The 15,814-nt window shown below is 64.2% G+C and carries 14 protein-coding genes; 9 read left to right on the top strand and 5 right to left on the bottom strand.

Translation table 11 applies throughout. From position 1 onward, the window contains the following. Positions 1 to 4: 4 nt before the first annotated feature. Positions 5 to 2,689: a glycosyltransferase gene (locus HSEST_RS05000; protein ID WP_229122567.1), complete on the bottom strand. Its 2,685-nt coding sequence runs from the start codon at positions 2,687 to 2,689 to the stop codon at positions 5 to 7. 339 nt (positions 2,690 to 3,028) lie between these two features. Between HSEST_RS05000 and HSEST_RS04995 the strand changes: the two genes are divergently transcribed. The 8 genes from HSEST_RS04995 to dnaJ all read left to right on the top strand — a co-directional run bounded on the left by HSEST_RS04995 (position 3,029) and on the right by dnaJ (position 10,366). After that, the gene (locus tag HSEST_RS04995; RefSeq protein ID WP_229122565.1) at positions 3,029 to 5,797 is read left to right on the top strand and encodes an AAA domain-containing protein; all 2,769 of its coding nucleotides are present in this window, start codon (positions 3,029 to 3,031) and stop codon (positions 5,795 to 5,797) included. An 80-nt stretch (positions 5,798 to 5,877) separates the two neighbouring features. Then, a complete protein-coding gene (locus HSEST_RS04990) occupies positions 5,878 to 6,129 on the top strand; it encodes an MTH865 family protein (RefSeq protein WP_229122564.1) in 252 nt (83 codons plus the stop codon). 99 nt (positions 6,130 to 6,228) lie between these two features. After that, the gene (locus tag HSEST_RS04985; protein ID WP_229122562.1) at positions 6,229 to 6,891 is read left to right on the top strand and encodes a metal-dependent transcriptional regulator; all 663 of its coding nucleotides are present in this window, start codon (positions 6,229 to 6,231) and stop codon (positions 6,889 to 6,891) included. A gap of 251 nt (positions 6,892 to 7,142) precedes the next feature. Then, on the top strand, positions 7,143 to 7,280 hold the full coding sequence (locus HSEST_RS04980) for a hypothetical protein (RefSeq protein ID WP_229122560.1): 138 nt from the start codon (positions 7,143 to 7,145) through the stop codon (positions 7,278 to 7,280). Then, a complete protein-coding gene (locus HSEST_RS04975; RefSeq protein ID WP_229122558.1) occupies positions 7,270 to 7,764 on the top strand; it encodes a YeeE/YedE family protein in 495 nt (164 codons plus the stop codon). Before HSEST_RS04980 ends, HSEST_RS04975 begins: the two co-directional genes overlap by 11 nt. Beyond that, complete coding sequence (locus HSEST_RS04970; protein ID WP_229122557.1) at positions 7,761 to 8,219, top strand: YeeE/YedE family protein; 459 nt, start codon at positions 7,761 to 7,763, stop codon at positions 8,217 to 8,219. Before HSEST_RS04975 ends, HSEST_RS04970 begins: the two co-directional genes overlap by 4 nt. Positions 8,220 to 8,318: 99 nt before the next feature. Further along, positions 8,319 to 9,161 carry a universal stress protein gene (locus tag HSEST_RS04965; RefSeq protein WP_229122555.1) on the top strand — a complete coding sequence of 281 codons (843 nt, stop codon included), beginning with the start codon at positions 8,319 to 8,321 and terminating at the stop codon, positions 9,159 to 9,161. A gap of 53 nt (positions 9,162 to 9,214) precedes the next feature. Next, on the top strand, positions 9,215 to 10,366 hold the full coding sequence (gene dnaJ, locus HSEST_RS04960) for a molecular chaperone DnaJ (RefSeq protein WP_229122553.1): 1,152 nt from the start codon (positions 9,215 to 9,217) through the stop codon (positions 10,364 to 10,366). 4 nt (positions 10,367 to 10,370) lie between these two features. Here dnaJ and HSEST_RS04955 read toward each other — a convergent pair whose 3' ends face one another. The 4 genes from HSEST_RS04955 to HSEST_RS04940 all read right to left on the bottom strand — a co-directional run bounded on the left by HSEST_RS04955 (position 10,371) and on the right by HSEST_RS04940 (position 14,926). Then, positions 10,371 to 11,768 carry a hypothetical protein gene (locus tag HSEST_RS04955; protein ID WP_229122551.1) on the bottom strand — a complete coding sequence of 466 codons (1,398 nt, stop codon included), beginning with the start codon at positions 11,766 to 11,768 and terminating at the stop codon, positions 10,371 to 10,373. 6 nt (positions 11,769 to 11,774) lie between these two features. Beyond that, positions 11,775 to 12,515, bottom strand: a complete 741-nt coding sequence (locus HSEST_RS04950) for an ABC transporter ATP-binding protein (RefSeq protein WP_229122550.1) — start codon at positions 12,513 to 12,515, stop codon at positions 11,775 to 11,777. A 94-nt stretch (positions 12,516 to 12,609) separates the two neighbouring features. Continuing rightward, positions 12,610 to 14,244 (bottom strand): potassium channel family protein, encoded by a 1,635-nt coding sequence (locus tag HSEST_RS04945; protein WP_229122548.1) that lies wholly within the window; start codon positions 14,242 to 14,244, stop codon positions 12,610 to 12,612. 55 nt (positions 14,245 to 14,299) lie between these two features. Continuing rightward, positions 14,300 to 14,926 (bottom strand): DUF998 domain-containing protein, encoded by a 627-nt coding sequence (locus HSEST_RS04940; protein ID WP_229122547.1) that lies wholly within the window; start codon positions 14,924 to 14,926, stop codon positions 14,300 to 14,302. Between the two features lie 113 nt (positions 14,927 to 15,039). Here HSEST_RS04940 and HSEST_RS04935 point away from each other — a divergent pair, with 113 nt between their 5' ends. Then, positions 15,040 to 15,798 (top strand): hypothetical protein, encoded by a 759-nt coding sequence (locus HSEST_RS04935; protein ID WP_229122545.1) that lies wholly within the window; start codon positions 15,040 to 15,042, stop codon positions 15,796 to 15,798. Positions 15,799 to 15,814 lie beyond the last annotated feature (16 nt).

The following is a 15,814-nucleotide window of genomic DNA, read 5'->3' as shown; positions in this document are numbered from 1 at the left end:
CCTTTCAGAGCTCGTCCGACGAGAGTCGGGGCGTGGTTTCGACAGGCGTTTGCTGAGCACCGACTGTTTCGTCGGGTGTGGTCGTTGGCTGGTCGGGTTCGACACTTTTGGTCACGAGTGGAACGACTGCAGCACTGATCGCGATGACGAACACACCAACCGTGTAGAGGGCGATGATCGTAGGGTGACCCGTGTCGGTACTCCACTGAGCGGGGTATGCGACGACGAACCAGACGAGTGCCACCGCGGAGATCGCCATCCCGAGATAGGTGAGTAAGGTGCTACTGCGTCGAAGCGGCAATCGGATTGCCGGCCCGGCCATCAGTAGGACCAGACTTGCCGAGGCGAGGACGATCGACCACTGACGAGCGGGTCCCGCGGAGTGGCTGTTGAACAACAGCCAGACACCGAGAACACCCAGTATCGTGCCGAGCACATACAGCCAGTAGCCGAGAATCTCACCGTCCGTGGTCGGCTGACCGATCCGGGTTCTGTACCAGCGGCTGAAGGGATTTGTGCCGGCTACGACCGTCGTCTCATGGACGCTCGCTTGCCGTCGCATCTCTTCCCTTGTCTGTTTCCGCGTCACGTGCCACACACCCGGTGAGCCGCCGATTTCGAGGTAGAGACTGTGGATCTGGACGATCCAGTTGAGCACGATCCAGAGATAGCCATAGACGACGATCTTTACCGCGTTCCCGAGCGTGGTCGGAAGGGGAATCGTGGGGTCTCGCAGTGCTGCGTACCCGAAGGATATCCCGCGAGCAGGGAGCAGATACAACGCCAGCACGACCGCTGCGAGCAACGGCAGCCCGCCGCCGATTCCGAGGAACGGTAGCACGAGCAACGTGGGGAATATCGTGGCGAGCGGCGCGCTCACCGCGGCAAACAGGAGCCACGACATCCCGATAGTTCGTCGTGTTCCCACACCCCGAGATCGAAGCATCGTTCCCAAGTATCGTTCGGCGACCTGTGCCCATCCACGGGTCCACCGCTGGCGCTGGCGCACCAATTCGCGACTGTTCTCGGGTGTCGATTCCAGTGCGACCATCTCCATGTCGTAGGCAATCTCCCAGTCGGTCTGGAGTTGGAGGCGAACTGTGAGATCGATGTCCTCAGTCAGCACCGCCGGTGACCAGCCGCCTACCGAGGAAGGGACTTCCCGTCGGATCAACGCAGCGGAGCCGGCGAAATGGCCCGCACCGAAGACATCGTGCATGAACCGGTGCTCAAGCCACGTACTTTGCTGGCGTTCGACACTGCCAAACAGCGCCAGCGAACTTTCGCGTGGGGCCTCCGATACCTTCCGCCCTTGCGCGATACCTAGCTCGGGCTGCTCCTCGAGGGCGTGTAGACCCCGCGCAACGAACTCGGTGTCGACAATCTCATCCGAATCCAGCACGAGAGCGAACTCCGTGTCGATGGAGGCCCACACATCGTTGAGATCTGCGGCTTTGGTATCGCCGACACCTTCGACGGCCCGGACCCGATCCGGATACTGCCGTTGGAATTCGTTTGCGACCGCGACGGTGTCGTCCGTAGATCGACTGGCTGGTACGACGACGAATGGGAGCGGAGCCAACTCCTCAATGTTGTGTGACAGGCTCTCTGAAAGGACAGCCTCATCGTTGTAAGCGGCTACGACCACGGTGATGGACGGATCCTGGGGTAGCGGCGGGGCCGGAGACGCCGTCGTTGGCCGCTTGCGGCGGGCGTGGACCACGGACGCGTATTCGACCGAAACTCCGATAGCAAGCCACGCGAGGAACACACCCAGTACCGGATAGAAGCCCCACGGGGCGGCCATCAACACGACGGCGAGCAGCATGTTCAACAGGAGGATAAGCGTGAGAGCGTGCTGTACGACCGTTGCGCGAGTGCCAGTGAGGACATCGAGAAATCCGGGCGGTGACGGTGGAGCGGCGATCGTCGAGAATCCGACGACAGCTGCCCCGGCAGCGATCGCGGCCGCCGTCTGTGCGACAGCGCTCTCGGGAATCAGCCCACCGGATCGGACGGCGAGTTCGGCAGTGCCGGGCCGAACAACGAGGTCCGCGATCGCAGCGCTGATCACGGCAACGAACACGGCGACGATTAGTACCGCCTCCCATCGTCGTGGATCGGTGTCAGGACGCGGGGGGATGACACGCTCGTTAGCGCGCTGGCGCATCCAGAACGCGTGCAGGGCAAGCAACGAAAAGCCGACTGCGTAGGCCAGCAAGACCGTTCTGGACGTGAACGGCCCCCATCCAAGCGCCTGGGCGGAGCCAAAAAGCACTGTGATATGGCCAGTGACTGGGGCGAGCCATCGTGCGATCGGGGAACTACTCGGTGAGCGAACCGATAGGATGAAAAGCATTGCCTGCAGTCCCGTCGCAAATGCGACTACCCGAACGTCGGTCGGGAAACCGAGCGAGAAAACGTCGACACTGACCACTATAGCCACGAAGAAGATGCTTGCGACGGCGAGAATGCCGAGCGTGCCGCCGACGGCGTGCCCGAACTTGTCACGGTGAATCTGCCACGTCGAAAGCAGGGACAATACGACGAGGGTACTCCCGCCAGCCACACCGAAAGCTGCCCCGGTCAGCAAACGGCCTGTGCTCACACTGGCGAGGCCGACGAGCGCTACCAGCACGGAAAGATACCAGATAACGCTGTGCAGCCTGGCGGTCTGGGACTCGGACATCAGCCACCCTCGATTTCACCGACGGGGGACGCCCGGTCGTCACTGGCAACGGTACGCCGCTCGCTGTCGGGCCGATAGTCGTATACATCAACCATACTTATTCATAAGCTAGATTAGTATTTAAATACATATGGTATACGTACCATATCTCTGTTATGACTTCAACACGAGAAATATCCGAATTGTGGAATTGAAATCGGCTATATCCTCATGTCTTATACTAATACTATTATATTTTTATGTGTTTCTTGAGTGTTATGTGAATTGAATCTGCCGCATTGTCACCCGGACCCACAGCTCACCGACAGCGTTTTTCCCGACGCGAACCTGGCCCGTTTCGTGAACGTTCGCGGCGTCGTCGTCGAAGTCGAAGGCCCGAAAACCGTCAGCACACAGTACGGGGAGCGCGAGCTCTGTGAAGTCACGATCCGGCCCGACCGCGGTCGCGGCGAGCCAACGATGGTGACGCTGTGGGGCGACTGGACCGAGAACGGAGAACAACTCCAGGCAGGCATGGAACTGGCCGTCTACGACACCGAGCAGCGGACTTACCAGGGTGAGACGCAGTACACCACTGGCAGTGACACGATGGTCGTCGTCGAACCCGACTTCATCGTCGACGTGACCGACATCCGCTCGTGGGTGCAGTGCCCCCGGATGTACTATCTCAACAAGATCGACGGGCTGCCGCTGGCCTATCCGGTCGTCAAGGGGACGATCGTCCACGAGGTGTTCGGCGATCTGCTGCGGGGCCGGGACCTCGACACCGCAGTCGAGGAGCAGGTCGAGGCCGCCGGACTGGAACTCGGCTTGCTGGGGCGGGACGTGGGTGACGTGACGGAGGACGTCCGGGATCACGCCAGCGCCATCGAAGGGTGGCTCGCGCAAGGGACACTCACTGAAACGGACGAGTGGCGCTCGGAGATGACGCTGATCAGCGAACGGTACGGGATCAAAGGACGGGCCGACGCAGTCCGCCGGGGGATGCCGGTCGAACTGAAAACGGGCAAGAACACCCGGCGCGAGCCCCGATTTCACGACAAGATCCAGGCTGCCGCCTACGCGTTGATCCTCGGCGAGCGCGCGGCGGAGGAGACCTCGGCGGCCGAGATGATGGGCGACGGGGGCGCGGCCAAAAGCGATAGCCCGTCCGCACTCGCAGCCGCGCCGGACACCGGGACGCTGCTGTATACGAAAAACGCCGCCGTCGAGCGCAGCGAGGAGAGCGGTGATCTCTCGCCGGCCAAGGAATTCTCGATCGGTCCGGGGCTGCTCGAGTTCGTCCTCCGGGAGCGAAACGCCATCGCGGCTATGGAGTACGACAGCGATGTCCCGACCGGCTACGAGGCCGACGCCAAATGCGAGTACTGCTTCGAGCAGGACACGTGTATGGCCGTCTCGGGGCGGCTCGACCAGGAGTCGAAAGCGGGGCAAGTCGGGTCGCCGATCCCCGGAGCCGAACGCGAATACTTCGAGAAGTTCTACAGGGCGATCGAGGAAGAACGGCGGGAAGTCCACCGCGAATATGCGAAACTCTGGGAGCAAGGCGCTCACGAGCGGGCCGACGACGACCGCGCGCTGGTGGATCTCGAACCCACGGAGCGACGAGAAATCGACGGGGGGCGCTGGGAGCTGCGCGCGGAGGGAACGGGTGCGACCTCGAAAATCCGGGAGGGCGATGTCGTTCTTGCCAGTGACGGCCACCCCATCCGGGGTGAGGCCGAGCTCGCACGGGTCGAGCGGCTCGGCGGGCCGTCGCCCGACGCCGAGAGCGGCAAGTCGGCAACCGGACAGGAAGTCGTCGTCACTGCGGACGAGCCCGTCGAACTCAGGCGGCTGGACATCTACCCCTCTGAACTCTCGACAGACCGACTGTTGACGGCGCTGCACGATGCAGTTCTGAAACAACCCCAGCCGACGAAAGACGTCCTCTTCGGGCGGCGCGATCCCGAGTTCGATCGTCCCGAAGAGACGTTCATCGGGAACAACCCGGCCCAGGACGAGGCGGTCCGGCTGGCGGTGGGTGCGGAGGACTTCGCGCTGGTCCACGGTCCGCCCGGGACGGGCAAGACCTACACGCTGGCGACGATCGTCCGGGAACTCGTCGATCGCGGCGAGCGCGTGCTGCTGTCGGCGTTCACCAACCGGGCCGTCGACAACGCGATGGCGGCGCTGGTCGAGCAGGGATTCGAGGACATCGTCCGCGTGGGGACCGAGAGCGGCGTTCGCGAGGACATGCAGCGGTTCAGGCTCGAACAGTCCGGTAATCCGGGCGAACTGGCAGACAAACTTCGGGACGCGCCGGTCGTGGCGGCGACCACGGCCTCCTGCGGGTCACGGATCGTCCGCGAACAGGAGTTCGACGCCGCGGTCGTCGACGAGGCGGGCCAACTCACCGAGCCGGGGACGCTCGCGGCGACGAACCTCGCCGAGCGGTTCGTCCTGATCGGTGACCATCAGCAGTTGCCCCCGGTCGTGCGAGCAGAAAACGAACTTCAGGAATCGCTGTTCGAGCGACTGATCGAGACGCATCCCGACGCGGGCGTGCTGCTCGACCGCCAGTACCGTATGGCTCAGCGTATCCAGGCGTTTCCCTCGCGGGCGTTCTACGACGGGCAACTCCGCCCGGCCACCGGCGAGGTCGCGGCCCAGCGGCTGGACGATCTGGATGGGGTTGGGCCCTCGGCGCTTCCCGACCATCTCCGTGATCGTGTGACCTTCGTCGATCCAGATGGGGCGGCACGGGGGAACACTAATCCCGATGAGGCGGACGCTGTCGCCGAGATCGTCGAGGCGTTCACCGACGCCGGCGTCGCCCGCGAGGACATCGGCGTGATCGCCCCCTACCGCGCGCAGGTCGCCGAGATCGGCCAGCGCGTGCCCGACGCGGTGGCCGTTGATACTGTCGATCGCTTCCAGGGCTCAAGCAAGGAGGTGATCGTGGTCTCTTTCGTCGCGACTGGGGACCTCGACGGACCGATCTTCGAGGACTACCGGCGGATCAACGTCGCGCTCACCCGGGCGAAGAAGTCGCTGGTGCTCGTCGGTGACGCCGCCGCACTCTCGACGGACGACACCTACGCCGAGATGGTCGAGTGGGCGAGCTAGAGAGCGCGTCCGTGAGATGCTTGCGAAAGGAGGGAAACGCGAATGATTTTTGAGGATAGTATCCCAAAACGTCGAACGCCATGGTAGACACAGACGAGTTGCGCGAACAGTTCATCGACGCGTTCGAGGGCGCTGACTATCCGATCTCCAGTCCGATGGACCTGGTACCGGCGCTGCCGGACGGTCCGAGTACGACGTTCGAATCGGGTGACTTCTCGATGACAGCCATGCAGCTAAACACGAAGCTCGGAAGCGGGAACTTCCCATACGAGGACGTCGAGTCGTTCGTCGAGGACGTGCTGGACCAACTCGAAGAACAGGACCGTCTGTAGTCGGCCGGAGAGCCAGCCTTTATTTCTCGAAGAACAGGACCGTCTGTAGTCGGCCGGAGAGCCAGCCTTTATTTCGGCGGTCGCCCGAGATACGGGTAGATGCTCAGCCCCGAGATGGAGGACTACCTCAAGGCGATCCACGAACATCAGCGCGAGACGACGGGGCCGGTCTCGACCTCGACCATCGCCGAGAGCATGGACGTGACGCCGCCGACGGCGACGAGCATGATGGAGAAACTGGAGGACCGCGGACTCGTCGAGCGGGAGAAATACAAGGGCGTGCGGCTCACCGAGGAGGGCGAGACGATCGCGACCGAGGTCATCCGCCACCACCGCTTGCTCGAGACGTATCTCACTGACAGACTCGGGTTCGACTGGACGGCCGTCCACGAGGAGGCCGACCGGCTGGAACACCACATCTCCGAGGAGTTCGAGCGCCGCGTCGCGGCGCAACTCGACGATCCGGACGTCGACCCCCACGGCGACCCGATCCCCAGCGACACACTCGAACCGATCGAGGAGTGCATCGGAACGGCCCTCAGCGAGTGCGAGGACGGCGACGTGGTCGAAGTGACACGGGTTCGGGACCGCGATCCCGACGAACTAGCGTACCTCGCCGATGTCGGGATCGGCCCCGGGACGACGCTGACCGTCGTCGATACGCCCCCGATCGGACTGATCGAGGTCGAACTCGAAGACGGCACGCGGGTCCCGCTACCCGAACACGTCGCCGTGACGATCCGTGTCGACGCCGCTGAGTAACTCCGATATCGTGAATCAGCACCGCGCCTATATTGTTCTTTACCTGCAATACTAATCCACATCCGACCCGGGCTATCCCGGTCAGGTTCCCGTGATCTCGAAGAAATGGTTAGAATAGAATGCCATCAAACCAGGGGTCTTTAAGTAATTCGCTCCACCCGGATATAGACTTCGTTTGTCCATAATATTGCCACAAATATACATTACTATCCAAACGTTTTAGTAGCACGGAAGGGTACGGAGAGACGAGTATGACCAAGCCATTCGTGCTTGACGAGGACGGCAACGTCAGCATCGTCGGGCCGCCGGGGCTGGAGCGGCTGCTCGACGATCGGGACGGGCAAGCGGACGAATCCGAGATCGACACGGGCGACGCAGATGACGATTGAACCGCTCCAGATCACCGTCGAAACGCTGTTCCCGAACGGTATTAGCCACTACGCAGCCGGCGGGCTGCTCATCGGGCTCGGCGTCACGATCATCTACGCCGCCACCGGCATCATCGCCGGTGCGAGCACCTTCCTGGAGTCGACGTGGTCGTACGTCTCGAAGGTCTCGCGGTTCAACAAGCCGAAGTATCTGGCATCCCGGGACTGGCGGGTCGTCTTTGCCGTCGGGATCGTCGCCGGCGCGGCAGCCTACGCGCTGACGCTCGGGGCCGGTGGCTGGACGACCGACGTACAGCTCTGGCGGCTGTTCGTCGGTGGCGTGCTGGTCGGAATCGGAACGCGCGTGGGGAAGGGCTGTACCTCCGGACACGGCGTCTGTGGCGTCGGCTCGGGGTCGAACACCTCGTTCGTCAACGTGGCGACGTTCCTGGCGTTCGCGATCGGGACGGCACAGCTAGTCGCCGCACTGGGGGTGTCGCCATGAGCGAGCGTTCGCCGCTGTTCCACGGTGTCATCCTGCTCGGTGGGCTGGTCTTCGGGTTCGGCCTCGGTCTGAGTCAGATGGCTCGTCCGGAGGTCGTGCTCAACTTCCTCCAGTTCGAGGACTTCGGCCTGCTGTTCGTGATGGGCGGCGGTGCGGTCGTCACGGCCGTCACGTTCGCCGTCGTCCCGCGGGTGCTCGAGCGAGCGCCACTGACGGGCGATATCTTCCGCAAGCGCGTCAAATCCTTCGACCGAAACGTCGTCATCGGCGGCTCCATCTTCGGCATCGGCTGGGGCCTCTCGGGGATCTGTCCCGGAGCGGCCTACGCGAGCCTCGGGATCGGTAACTACCCGATTCTCGTCGCGATCGGCGGCATGTTCATCGGCGCGTATGCACAGGGATACTGGCGATCGTATCGCCAGCAAACCGAGACGACCGTCACACCTGCCGATTGACTCCGGGCCGTTATCGCCCGTTTGTAGCGGTATCACTGATATTGTGTGGTATTGGAATTCACCAACAATACTATTACAGCAGCGCCACTACAGAGAGACATGCGCGCAGTGTACGCAACGGATCTGTCCTCGGCGATCGATACGGCGATCGACTCACGGATCTGCCTGAAGTGTCTCGGGCGGTACGGGATCGACGAGATCGATCTGATCACAGTCACCAGCCCCAACATCACAGCGGGGATGCCAGGCAGTGACATCGCCGGTCAAACGAAACGCGGGCTACAGCGCCAGCAACAGCAACTCGAATCCGAGGGGTTCACAGTCAACACTCACATCGTCCGCGGAACGCCCCATCGCCGGATCAACGGCCTCGCCGAGCAAGTGCATGCCGATCTCATCATCGCGGGCTCCCGTGGACAGAGCCCGCTCAAACAGCGATTCATCGGGAGCACGGTCCGGAACATCGCGCGGACGGCCGTCAGTCCGCTGCTGGTCCAGCGGATCGTCGAACGGGACGGGGCTCCGGAAGTCGCGAACAAGCACCTCTTCCGGCGGATGCTGTACGCGACCGACTTCTCGGAGAACGCAGAGCGGGCCTTCGAGCAGTTCCACCGGACGAGGGAAGCGACCCACGAGGCGACGCTGCTACACGTGCGGCCGCCGGACCGTCGTGCCGGTGACGACGGCGTCGACGACGCCGAGCAGCGCCTCAAATCGATGGCCGAAACGCTCCAAGAAAACGGGATCGAAACGACGACGATGGTCCGGGAGGGTGAAGCCGCCGAGGAGATCCTCGCCGTCGAAGACGAGGTCGACCCGACGACGGTACTCCTCGGTGGCCGGGGTCGGAGCCGTCTCCGTCGGCTCTTGCTCGGCAGTACCTCCGAGGACGTGACCGCCAGAGCCGACAGCAACGTCTTGCTCGTGCCACCGGCACGGTAGCATCGGTGACCCGGGCTTTTGAAGTGTCTCAACCGATTACCCAGCGATAACGAATGAGCGAGGACTTCTACGATATACTCGGGGTCTCACGCGACGCCAGCGAGGAGGAGATCCAGGAGGCCTACCGGAAGAAAGCGCGCGAGTACCACCCCGACGTGAGCGACGAACCCGACGCCGAGGAGAAGTTCAAGCAGGTCAAGAAGGCCAAAGAAGTGCTGACCGACGACGAAAAGCGCCAGGCCTACGACCAGATGGGGCACGACCGGTTCGAACAGGCCGAGAAGCGCGGCGGCTTCGACGGCGGTGGCGCCGGTGGCCGCGGCGGTCGCGGTGGCGACCCGTTCGGCGGTGGCTTCAACATGGAGGACATCTTCGATCAGTTCTTCGGGGGCGGCCGCCGTCGGAGTCGTGACAGCAACCGTCCGCGCCAGGGCCAGGACCTGAAAACGACGCTCGAAATCGACCTCGAAGAGGCCCACGAGGGAGCCGAAAAGCAGGTGACAGTTCGCCGGCCCGAGACCTGTCCGGACTGCGATGGCAACGGCCACCCACCGGACGCAGACAGCCAGACCTGTCCCGAATGTGACGGCCGTGGCCAGGTCACGCAGGTCCAGCAGACGCCGATGGGTCGCGTCCAGCAGACGACGACCTGCCGGCGCTGTGGCGGCGACGGGACGCTCTACGAGGAGACCTGTTCGACCTGCGGCGGCGACGGCGTCGTCCGCAACGAGGCGACTCTCACCGTCGAGATTCCCGCCGGTATCCAGGACGGCCAGACCCTCCGGATGGAACGGGAGGGAGCACCCGGCGAGAACGGCGGACCGAACGGCGACCTGCTGATCGACGTGTCGATCCGCGAGCACCCCGACTTCGAACGGGAGGGCGACGACCTCCGGCGGCGCGAGCCGATCTCGTTCCCGCAGGCAGTCTTCGGCGACACGATCGAAGTGGGGACGCTGGACGGCGACGTCGAGTTGGAGATTCCCTCGGGCACCCAGAGCGGCGAGACGTTCCGGCTCGAGGGCAGGGGGATGCCACACCTGCGCCGGCGCGGACAGGGTGACCTCTACGTGACCGTCCAGGTGTACACGCCCGAAGAGCTGAACGGCGAACAGCGCGAGGCCCTGGAGGCGTTCGCCGATGCCAGCGACGAGGACATCAGCGTCGAGGAAGGCTTCTTCGAGAAGCTGAAGAACTCTATCTGACGGTTCATTCGCGGAGTCGCCGTTCCCAGCGCGGGCCGGCCCGCTGAGCGAGGACGACACCGACGAGTCCGGCGAGTACGGCAATCCCGATTCCGACAGCGACGGTCAGTGCCGGGGCTGCAGTCGTCGCCAGCGCCGCGACCAACAACGGTACCGCAACGACAGCCAGGCCGGCACCGAACGCCGCGAACAGCGGCGTGTCGAAGAGTAACTCGGTCGGGGAGAGTCCCGCGACATACGCCGTGAGTCCGAAGACGTAGACCGCGACGCCCGGGAAGACGACGGCAGCGACGACCAGCTCCGCGACCGGGAGCCACACCGCTGCCAGGAGGATGTACGCCAGGCCGGCGGGCAACACGAGCGCCAGATACGCCCGCCGCTTGCTCGCGAAGACCTGCTCGATCGTGACTGGGTACCGCAGCATCTCCCGAGGATCCTCGAACTGGGTGAGCCAGGCGTAGGTCGTGAACCCGCCGAGCCCGAGGAACGTCCCGAGTGCGAGCCCGAAGTGCGGTTCGAGAACGGTCACGCGCGCCAGCTCCGAGAGCAACACGACTACGACGACCACCAGCACGCCCATCGAGAAGGCGACTTTCCAGACCGAGCCGCTCGATCGCGCGACCGAGAGGACCGTCCGCCGAGCGATTCCGGTGTCGTCGGGGATCGCACGGGCGTAGCTCGACAGCGGGCCGATCCGCTGGCTCCCGTCGGTCCGCTCGACGGGCTCGAACAGGGCGACTCCGAGCGTCGCGACGAGGACTGTCGGAACGAATCCGGCGATGACGGTCCCAAGCGTCGGATCGACGAAGGGGCCGTACGGCGTCAGCGTGATCGGATCGACGCCGCTGACCACGACAGTGGCAGTCGCCAGCCCGGCAGCCACAAGCGCGAGAGCGCCGTGATAGCTCGCGAGCCCCACCAGCGCCAGACTCAGGCTCACCCCGAGGGCGAACGTGCCCGCCAGCGTCATCCACAGCGACAGGACCGCCAGCACGCCGTCGCCGGTCGCGAGTGCCACGGGCGCGTACGCCAGCGCGATCGGTGCCAGAAACAGCCCCGAGTAATACAGCAGATCCTTCAACAGGAACGTCGCGAGCAATCGCCGCCACGAGATCGGTAGCGTCCGGGAACTGAACACCAGCAGCGTCACGTCCCCGAGCACGTCGCGCATCGCGTCCCGACCGACGAGTCCGATCGTCCCGACCTGCAACCCGAAGAAGCCGACCAGCACGTGCAGACCGGCGGCGATCGCTGCCGTGTCCGTCCCCATCGAGGCCAGGAGCCAGAACGAGCCGGCCGCAACGACCGCGACGCCGGCCGGGAACGCGCCGAACCGCCGTCCTCCGAAGAGATCGGCGTGGAGCCGCCATTCCTCCTCGATCATCGCACGTAGGATTCCCACAACAAGTCACCTCCCCGTCGTCGGGACCGTTTCCGGCTTATCGCCCTCGACAGTCGAGAGGAAGTACTCGAGCAGCGCCTCCTCACCGTCAAGCGTCCGCGGGTCGGTCGTGCCCAGGAGTCGTCCCTCTCTGAGGACGGCGACACGGGTACAGAGCTCCTCGGCAACGTCGACGAAATGCGTCGAGAGAAAGAGGGTGTTGCCACTCTCACAGTAGGCCTGCAGGTGCTCTTTGACCTCTTCCTGCAAGATCGGGTCGAGGTTGACCAGCGGCTCGTCGATAAAGACCAGCGACGGCTCGTGAAAGAACGCCTGGGCCAGCATGACGCGCTGGCGTTCGCCCTCCGAGAGATTGGTCGCCAGCGTATCGAGTTTGTGCTCGAAGGAGAGTTTGGTCGCCCACTCGTCGATGCGCTCGCCCGCGTCCGCCAGCCCGCGGATCTCGGCCGCAAACTCCAGATACTCCCGTGGCGTGAGGAAGCTCGGCGGATCCTCGCGCTCGGGCAAGATCCCGATTTCCGCTCTGACAGCCATCGGCCGCTCGACCGGATCGATCCCGAGCACGGTCGCCGAGCCGCTCGTCGGGCGGCGCTGGCCAGTCAGGATCTCGATCGTCGTCGTCTTTCCGGAACCGTTCGGTCCCAGGAGTCCGAACAGCTCACCGTCGTCGACGGCCAGATTCAGGTCGTCGAGCGCGGTCACATCACCGAACTCCATCCGAAGATCCCGCGTGTCGATAGCTGTCATCGTGGCTCCTCCAGATAGTCGTCCCGCATGTCCGATTCCAGCACGTCCCGGACATCGGGTGAGATTCCCTTAGAGGTTCGGCCAATCGGAGAGCCTACCGGAACGTCTCGGTAAACCGGTTGATCCCCTCGTCCGTGCCGACGACGATCAACTCGTCGCCGGGCTGGATCCGAAAGTCGGAGCCGAGGTCGGTCTGGACCCGTCCGTCCCGTTCGACGGCGACGACGGTACAGCCGGTTTTCGGCCGGACCTCGGCCTCCTGTAGCGTATGGCCGACGATCTCCGGGGCTTCCGTCCGAATGACCTCGACCTGAGTGTCGAAAGAGATGACGTCCTCGTTTTCGAGGACAGTCGAGGCGATCATCCGGCCGGTGATCGTCTCGAGTGCGAGGACGTAGTCGGCGCCGGCCCGGTACATCTTCTGGATGCTTTCGGCCTGTTCGACGCGAGCAATGACCTCCGTCTCGGGGCTGAGATCGCGGACGACCAGTGTCGCGAACTCCGCCGCCGTGTCGTCGGGGATCGCCAACACCACCGTCCTGGCATCGTCGATCCCGGCCGACTCGAGCGTTTCAGGATCGGTCACGTCGCCGACGACATCGACGCCGTCTCCGTCGGCCGAGTCGACAGTCGTATAGGGAATTCCCTGTTCGTCCAGCAGCGTCGCGACACGCTGGCCGACCTGTCCGTAGCCCGCAATCAGGACACGTCCGCCGTCGAAGCGCCGCATCGGCGCACGCGTGCGGTCCCGAAGATCGGCAAGTTGCTCTGAGCGGCCGGTAACCAGCAAGACAGTGCCCCGATCGATGGTCGTCTCTGGAGAGGGGGGACTCTCGAAGTCCCCGCGGAACCACGCTCCGATGACGTTGACGCCGGTCTCCTCGCGGATGTCGCTTTCGGCTATCGTCGTCCCTTCCAGTGGACTCCCGGCGCTGATCGGAAGTTCCGCGACCTGGAGATCGCCGTCGATCGCGACAGCGTCGTCGATATAGGTTCGGGCGCTCGTGGTGACTTTCGACGCGAGACTCTCGCCGAGGATCGGGCGCGGGGACAACACCACGTCGGCGCCGGCGAGTTCGTGATACCGCTTTTGGTCCGGATCCTCGACGATACTCACGACCTGAACGTCCTCGCTGACCTCCTGGGCGGTCAGAACGATGCTCGTGTCGACATCGTCCGCAACGTCCGCGACGATAGCCCGCGCGTCTGCGAGGTTCGCGTTTTCGAGGGCGCTGACTGCGGTCGGATCGCCGTGGATGACGTCGTAGCCGTTCTCGTATCGCGCGGTCGCAACCTCGCGATCGGACTCGACGAAGACGTGATCGACGTCCCAGCTCTCGAGTTCGTCGATGAGCACTTCCGCCCGTGGCTTGTCCGCACACACGACGACGTGGTCCGCGAGGTCCTCCTCGACGCTCGTCGGGACGGTCGTCGAGAACGCCTCCTCGAACATCGGGAAGATCAACACCGGCAGCGCGAGGAAGACCAGTGCGACGCCGGTCAAGTTCATTGCGATGACGAGGATGTTCATAAAATCAGTCTGCCAGGGAGCGTCCTCGCCGAACCCGGTCGTCGTGAACGTCTGGACGACGGCCTCTAGTGACTGCAGGAAGGTCTTCGATTCGCCCTCGAGATAGAGCATCCCGAAGTGATAGACGACGGCGTATACGGCAATGATGACTACGAGTACGGCAAAGGAGAGAACCGTTCGACGGTACCACTTGTTCATCCACCCGTCGGTTCGCCCCACGGGGAGTAAACGGTTCCGTCGTCGGGACCAGCGATCAGTCGAGAACGCTCACGTCCGGCTGGCGGTCAGTCGACCGCAGCCCGGTTGCGTGGACGAGCACCCACAGCGCGACGAACAGCGCGCCGGCGATTTCCGGAATGGCGAGACCAGGCTGCCGGAGACCGCCCCGCGTGATCCACCCCGTCCAGACAGCGAGGTTTCCGACCCCCGCGCCCATCGAGACCAGAGCCGACCGTGTGTCTCGGTCGCGCAGTTGCCCGACACCGAACACGAGCACGGCCACCGAGAACAGGGTGTAAAACCCGGACGCGACCGGGAAATGAAGGGGATGTCCCTGGGGAAATACGCCGATCGCGGAGAGCAATATCGCCGCGACACCGAACAGGGCCGCGCCGATTCGGGAGAGGGGGCGCGCTGTCGCAGTCGAGAGTACCCCGGCGAACAGCAGCCCGAGGACGCCGCCGACGAACAGCCCGCCGTTGAAGACGATCACCGTCAGACCCGTACTCGCCGGGTGGCTCCGCTCGCCGAGATCGGACAGGGCGTTGGCCTCGAGCGCGAACGCCGGCGACAGCACCACAGCGAGCAGGACGGCCCCGAAGACGGTGCTGATCGACGCGACGCCGGCCCAGCGTCCGAGGGTCCGTGCCGACCAGCCCATGGATGAGTCCACACCACGCGGACTGAAAGACGTTTGTACCGTGACAGCTCGCCCGTGGCGGGACCGTGATCGGCAAGCGCGACGTTCAAGGCCGGGCCAGCCCGAAAGGAGGTATGACCACGCTCGCCGTACTCGCGGATCCACCGATCGAGGGCGTCGTCGGCCAGCGACTCGTCGAAACGACGCCGCTCGACGCCACGGAAGTCGTCTCGCTGTACGAGGCGATGCTGTCGGACATCGTCCGGGCGGCGGAAGCCGCCAGCGGGCAATTGCTCGTCAACTACCGACCGCGCGAGCACCTCGATATCGACGACGACGTCTCGCCGAAAGGGCGTCTCGAAGCAGTCGTCACAGCGGCCGTCGAGAAGCCGGACGACGTTCGATACGAGGTGCAGGTCGGGAGTTCCTTCGCGGCCCGGGCCGGAAACACCGTGCGGCACTTGCTCGATACCGAAGAGGAAGGGAGTGTCCACGTGATCGAGCCGACGGTCCCGCTGGTGACCCGCCAGGGGATCGATTCGACGTCAATGAAGCTCCGGCGAAGCCCGGTCGTCATCTCGCCGGGACCGGGTGGCCGTGTCGGATACGCCGGCTTCAGCGAACCGATCGATTTCGAGGGTGCATACGACCCGCCCGAAGTGACATCGCTGGTCGAAGCGGCACGGGCGGCGGACCTGGATGTGGATTTCGTGCCGTCGCTGCAGCCGGTCGAGACGGGGGCCGACCTCGCGTCGGTCGTCTCCGTCGTTCGGGCGCGTGCGCGAGCGGACCGACTCTATCCGACCCGGACGTACGAATGGGCGGAGAATCGGGGCGTGTACGCGGCCGAGGGCGAGGACGGGTTGGATATCGAGAAAACCGACAGCCATTAAATGGCCGCCCCGCAAG

The sequence above is a fragment of the Halapricum desulfuricans genome (assembly GCF_017094465.1).
Classification (GTDB): Archaea; Halobacteriota; Halobacteria; order Halobacteriales; family Haloarculaceae; genus Halapricum.
Note: the sequence above shows the minus strand (reverse complement) of the source record. Positions and strands in the feature narration are given on the sequence as shown.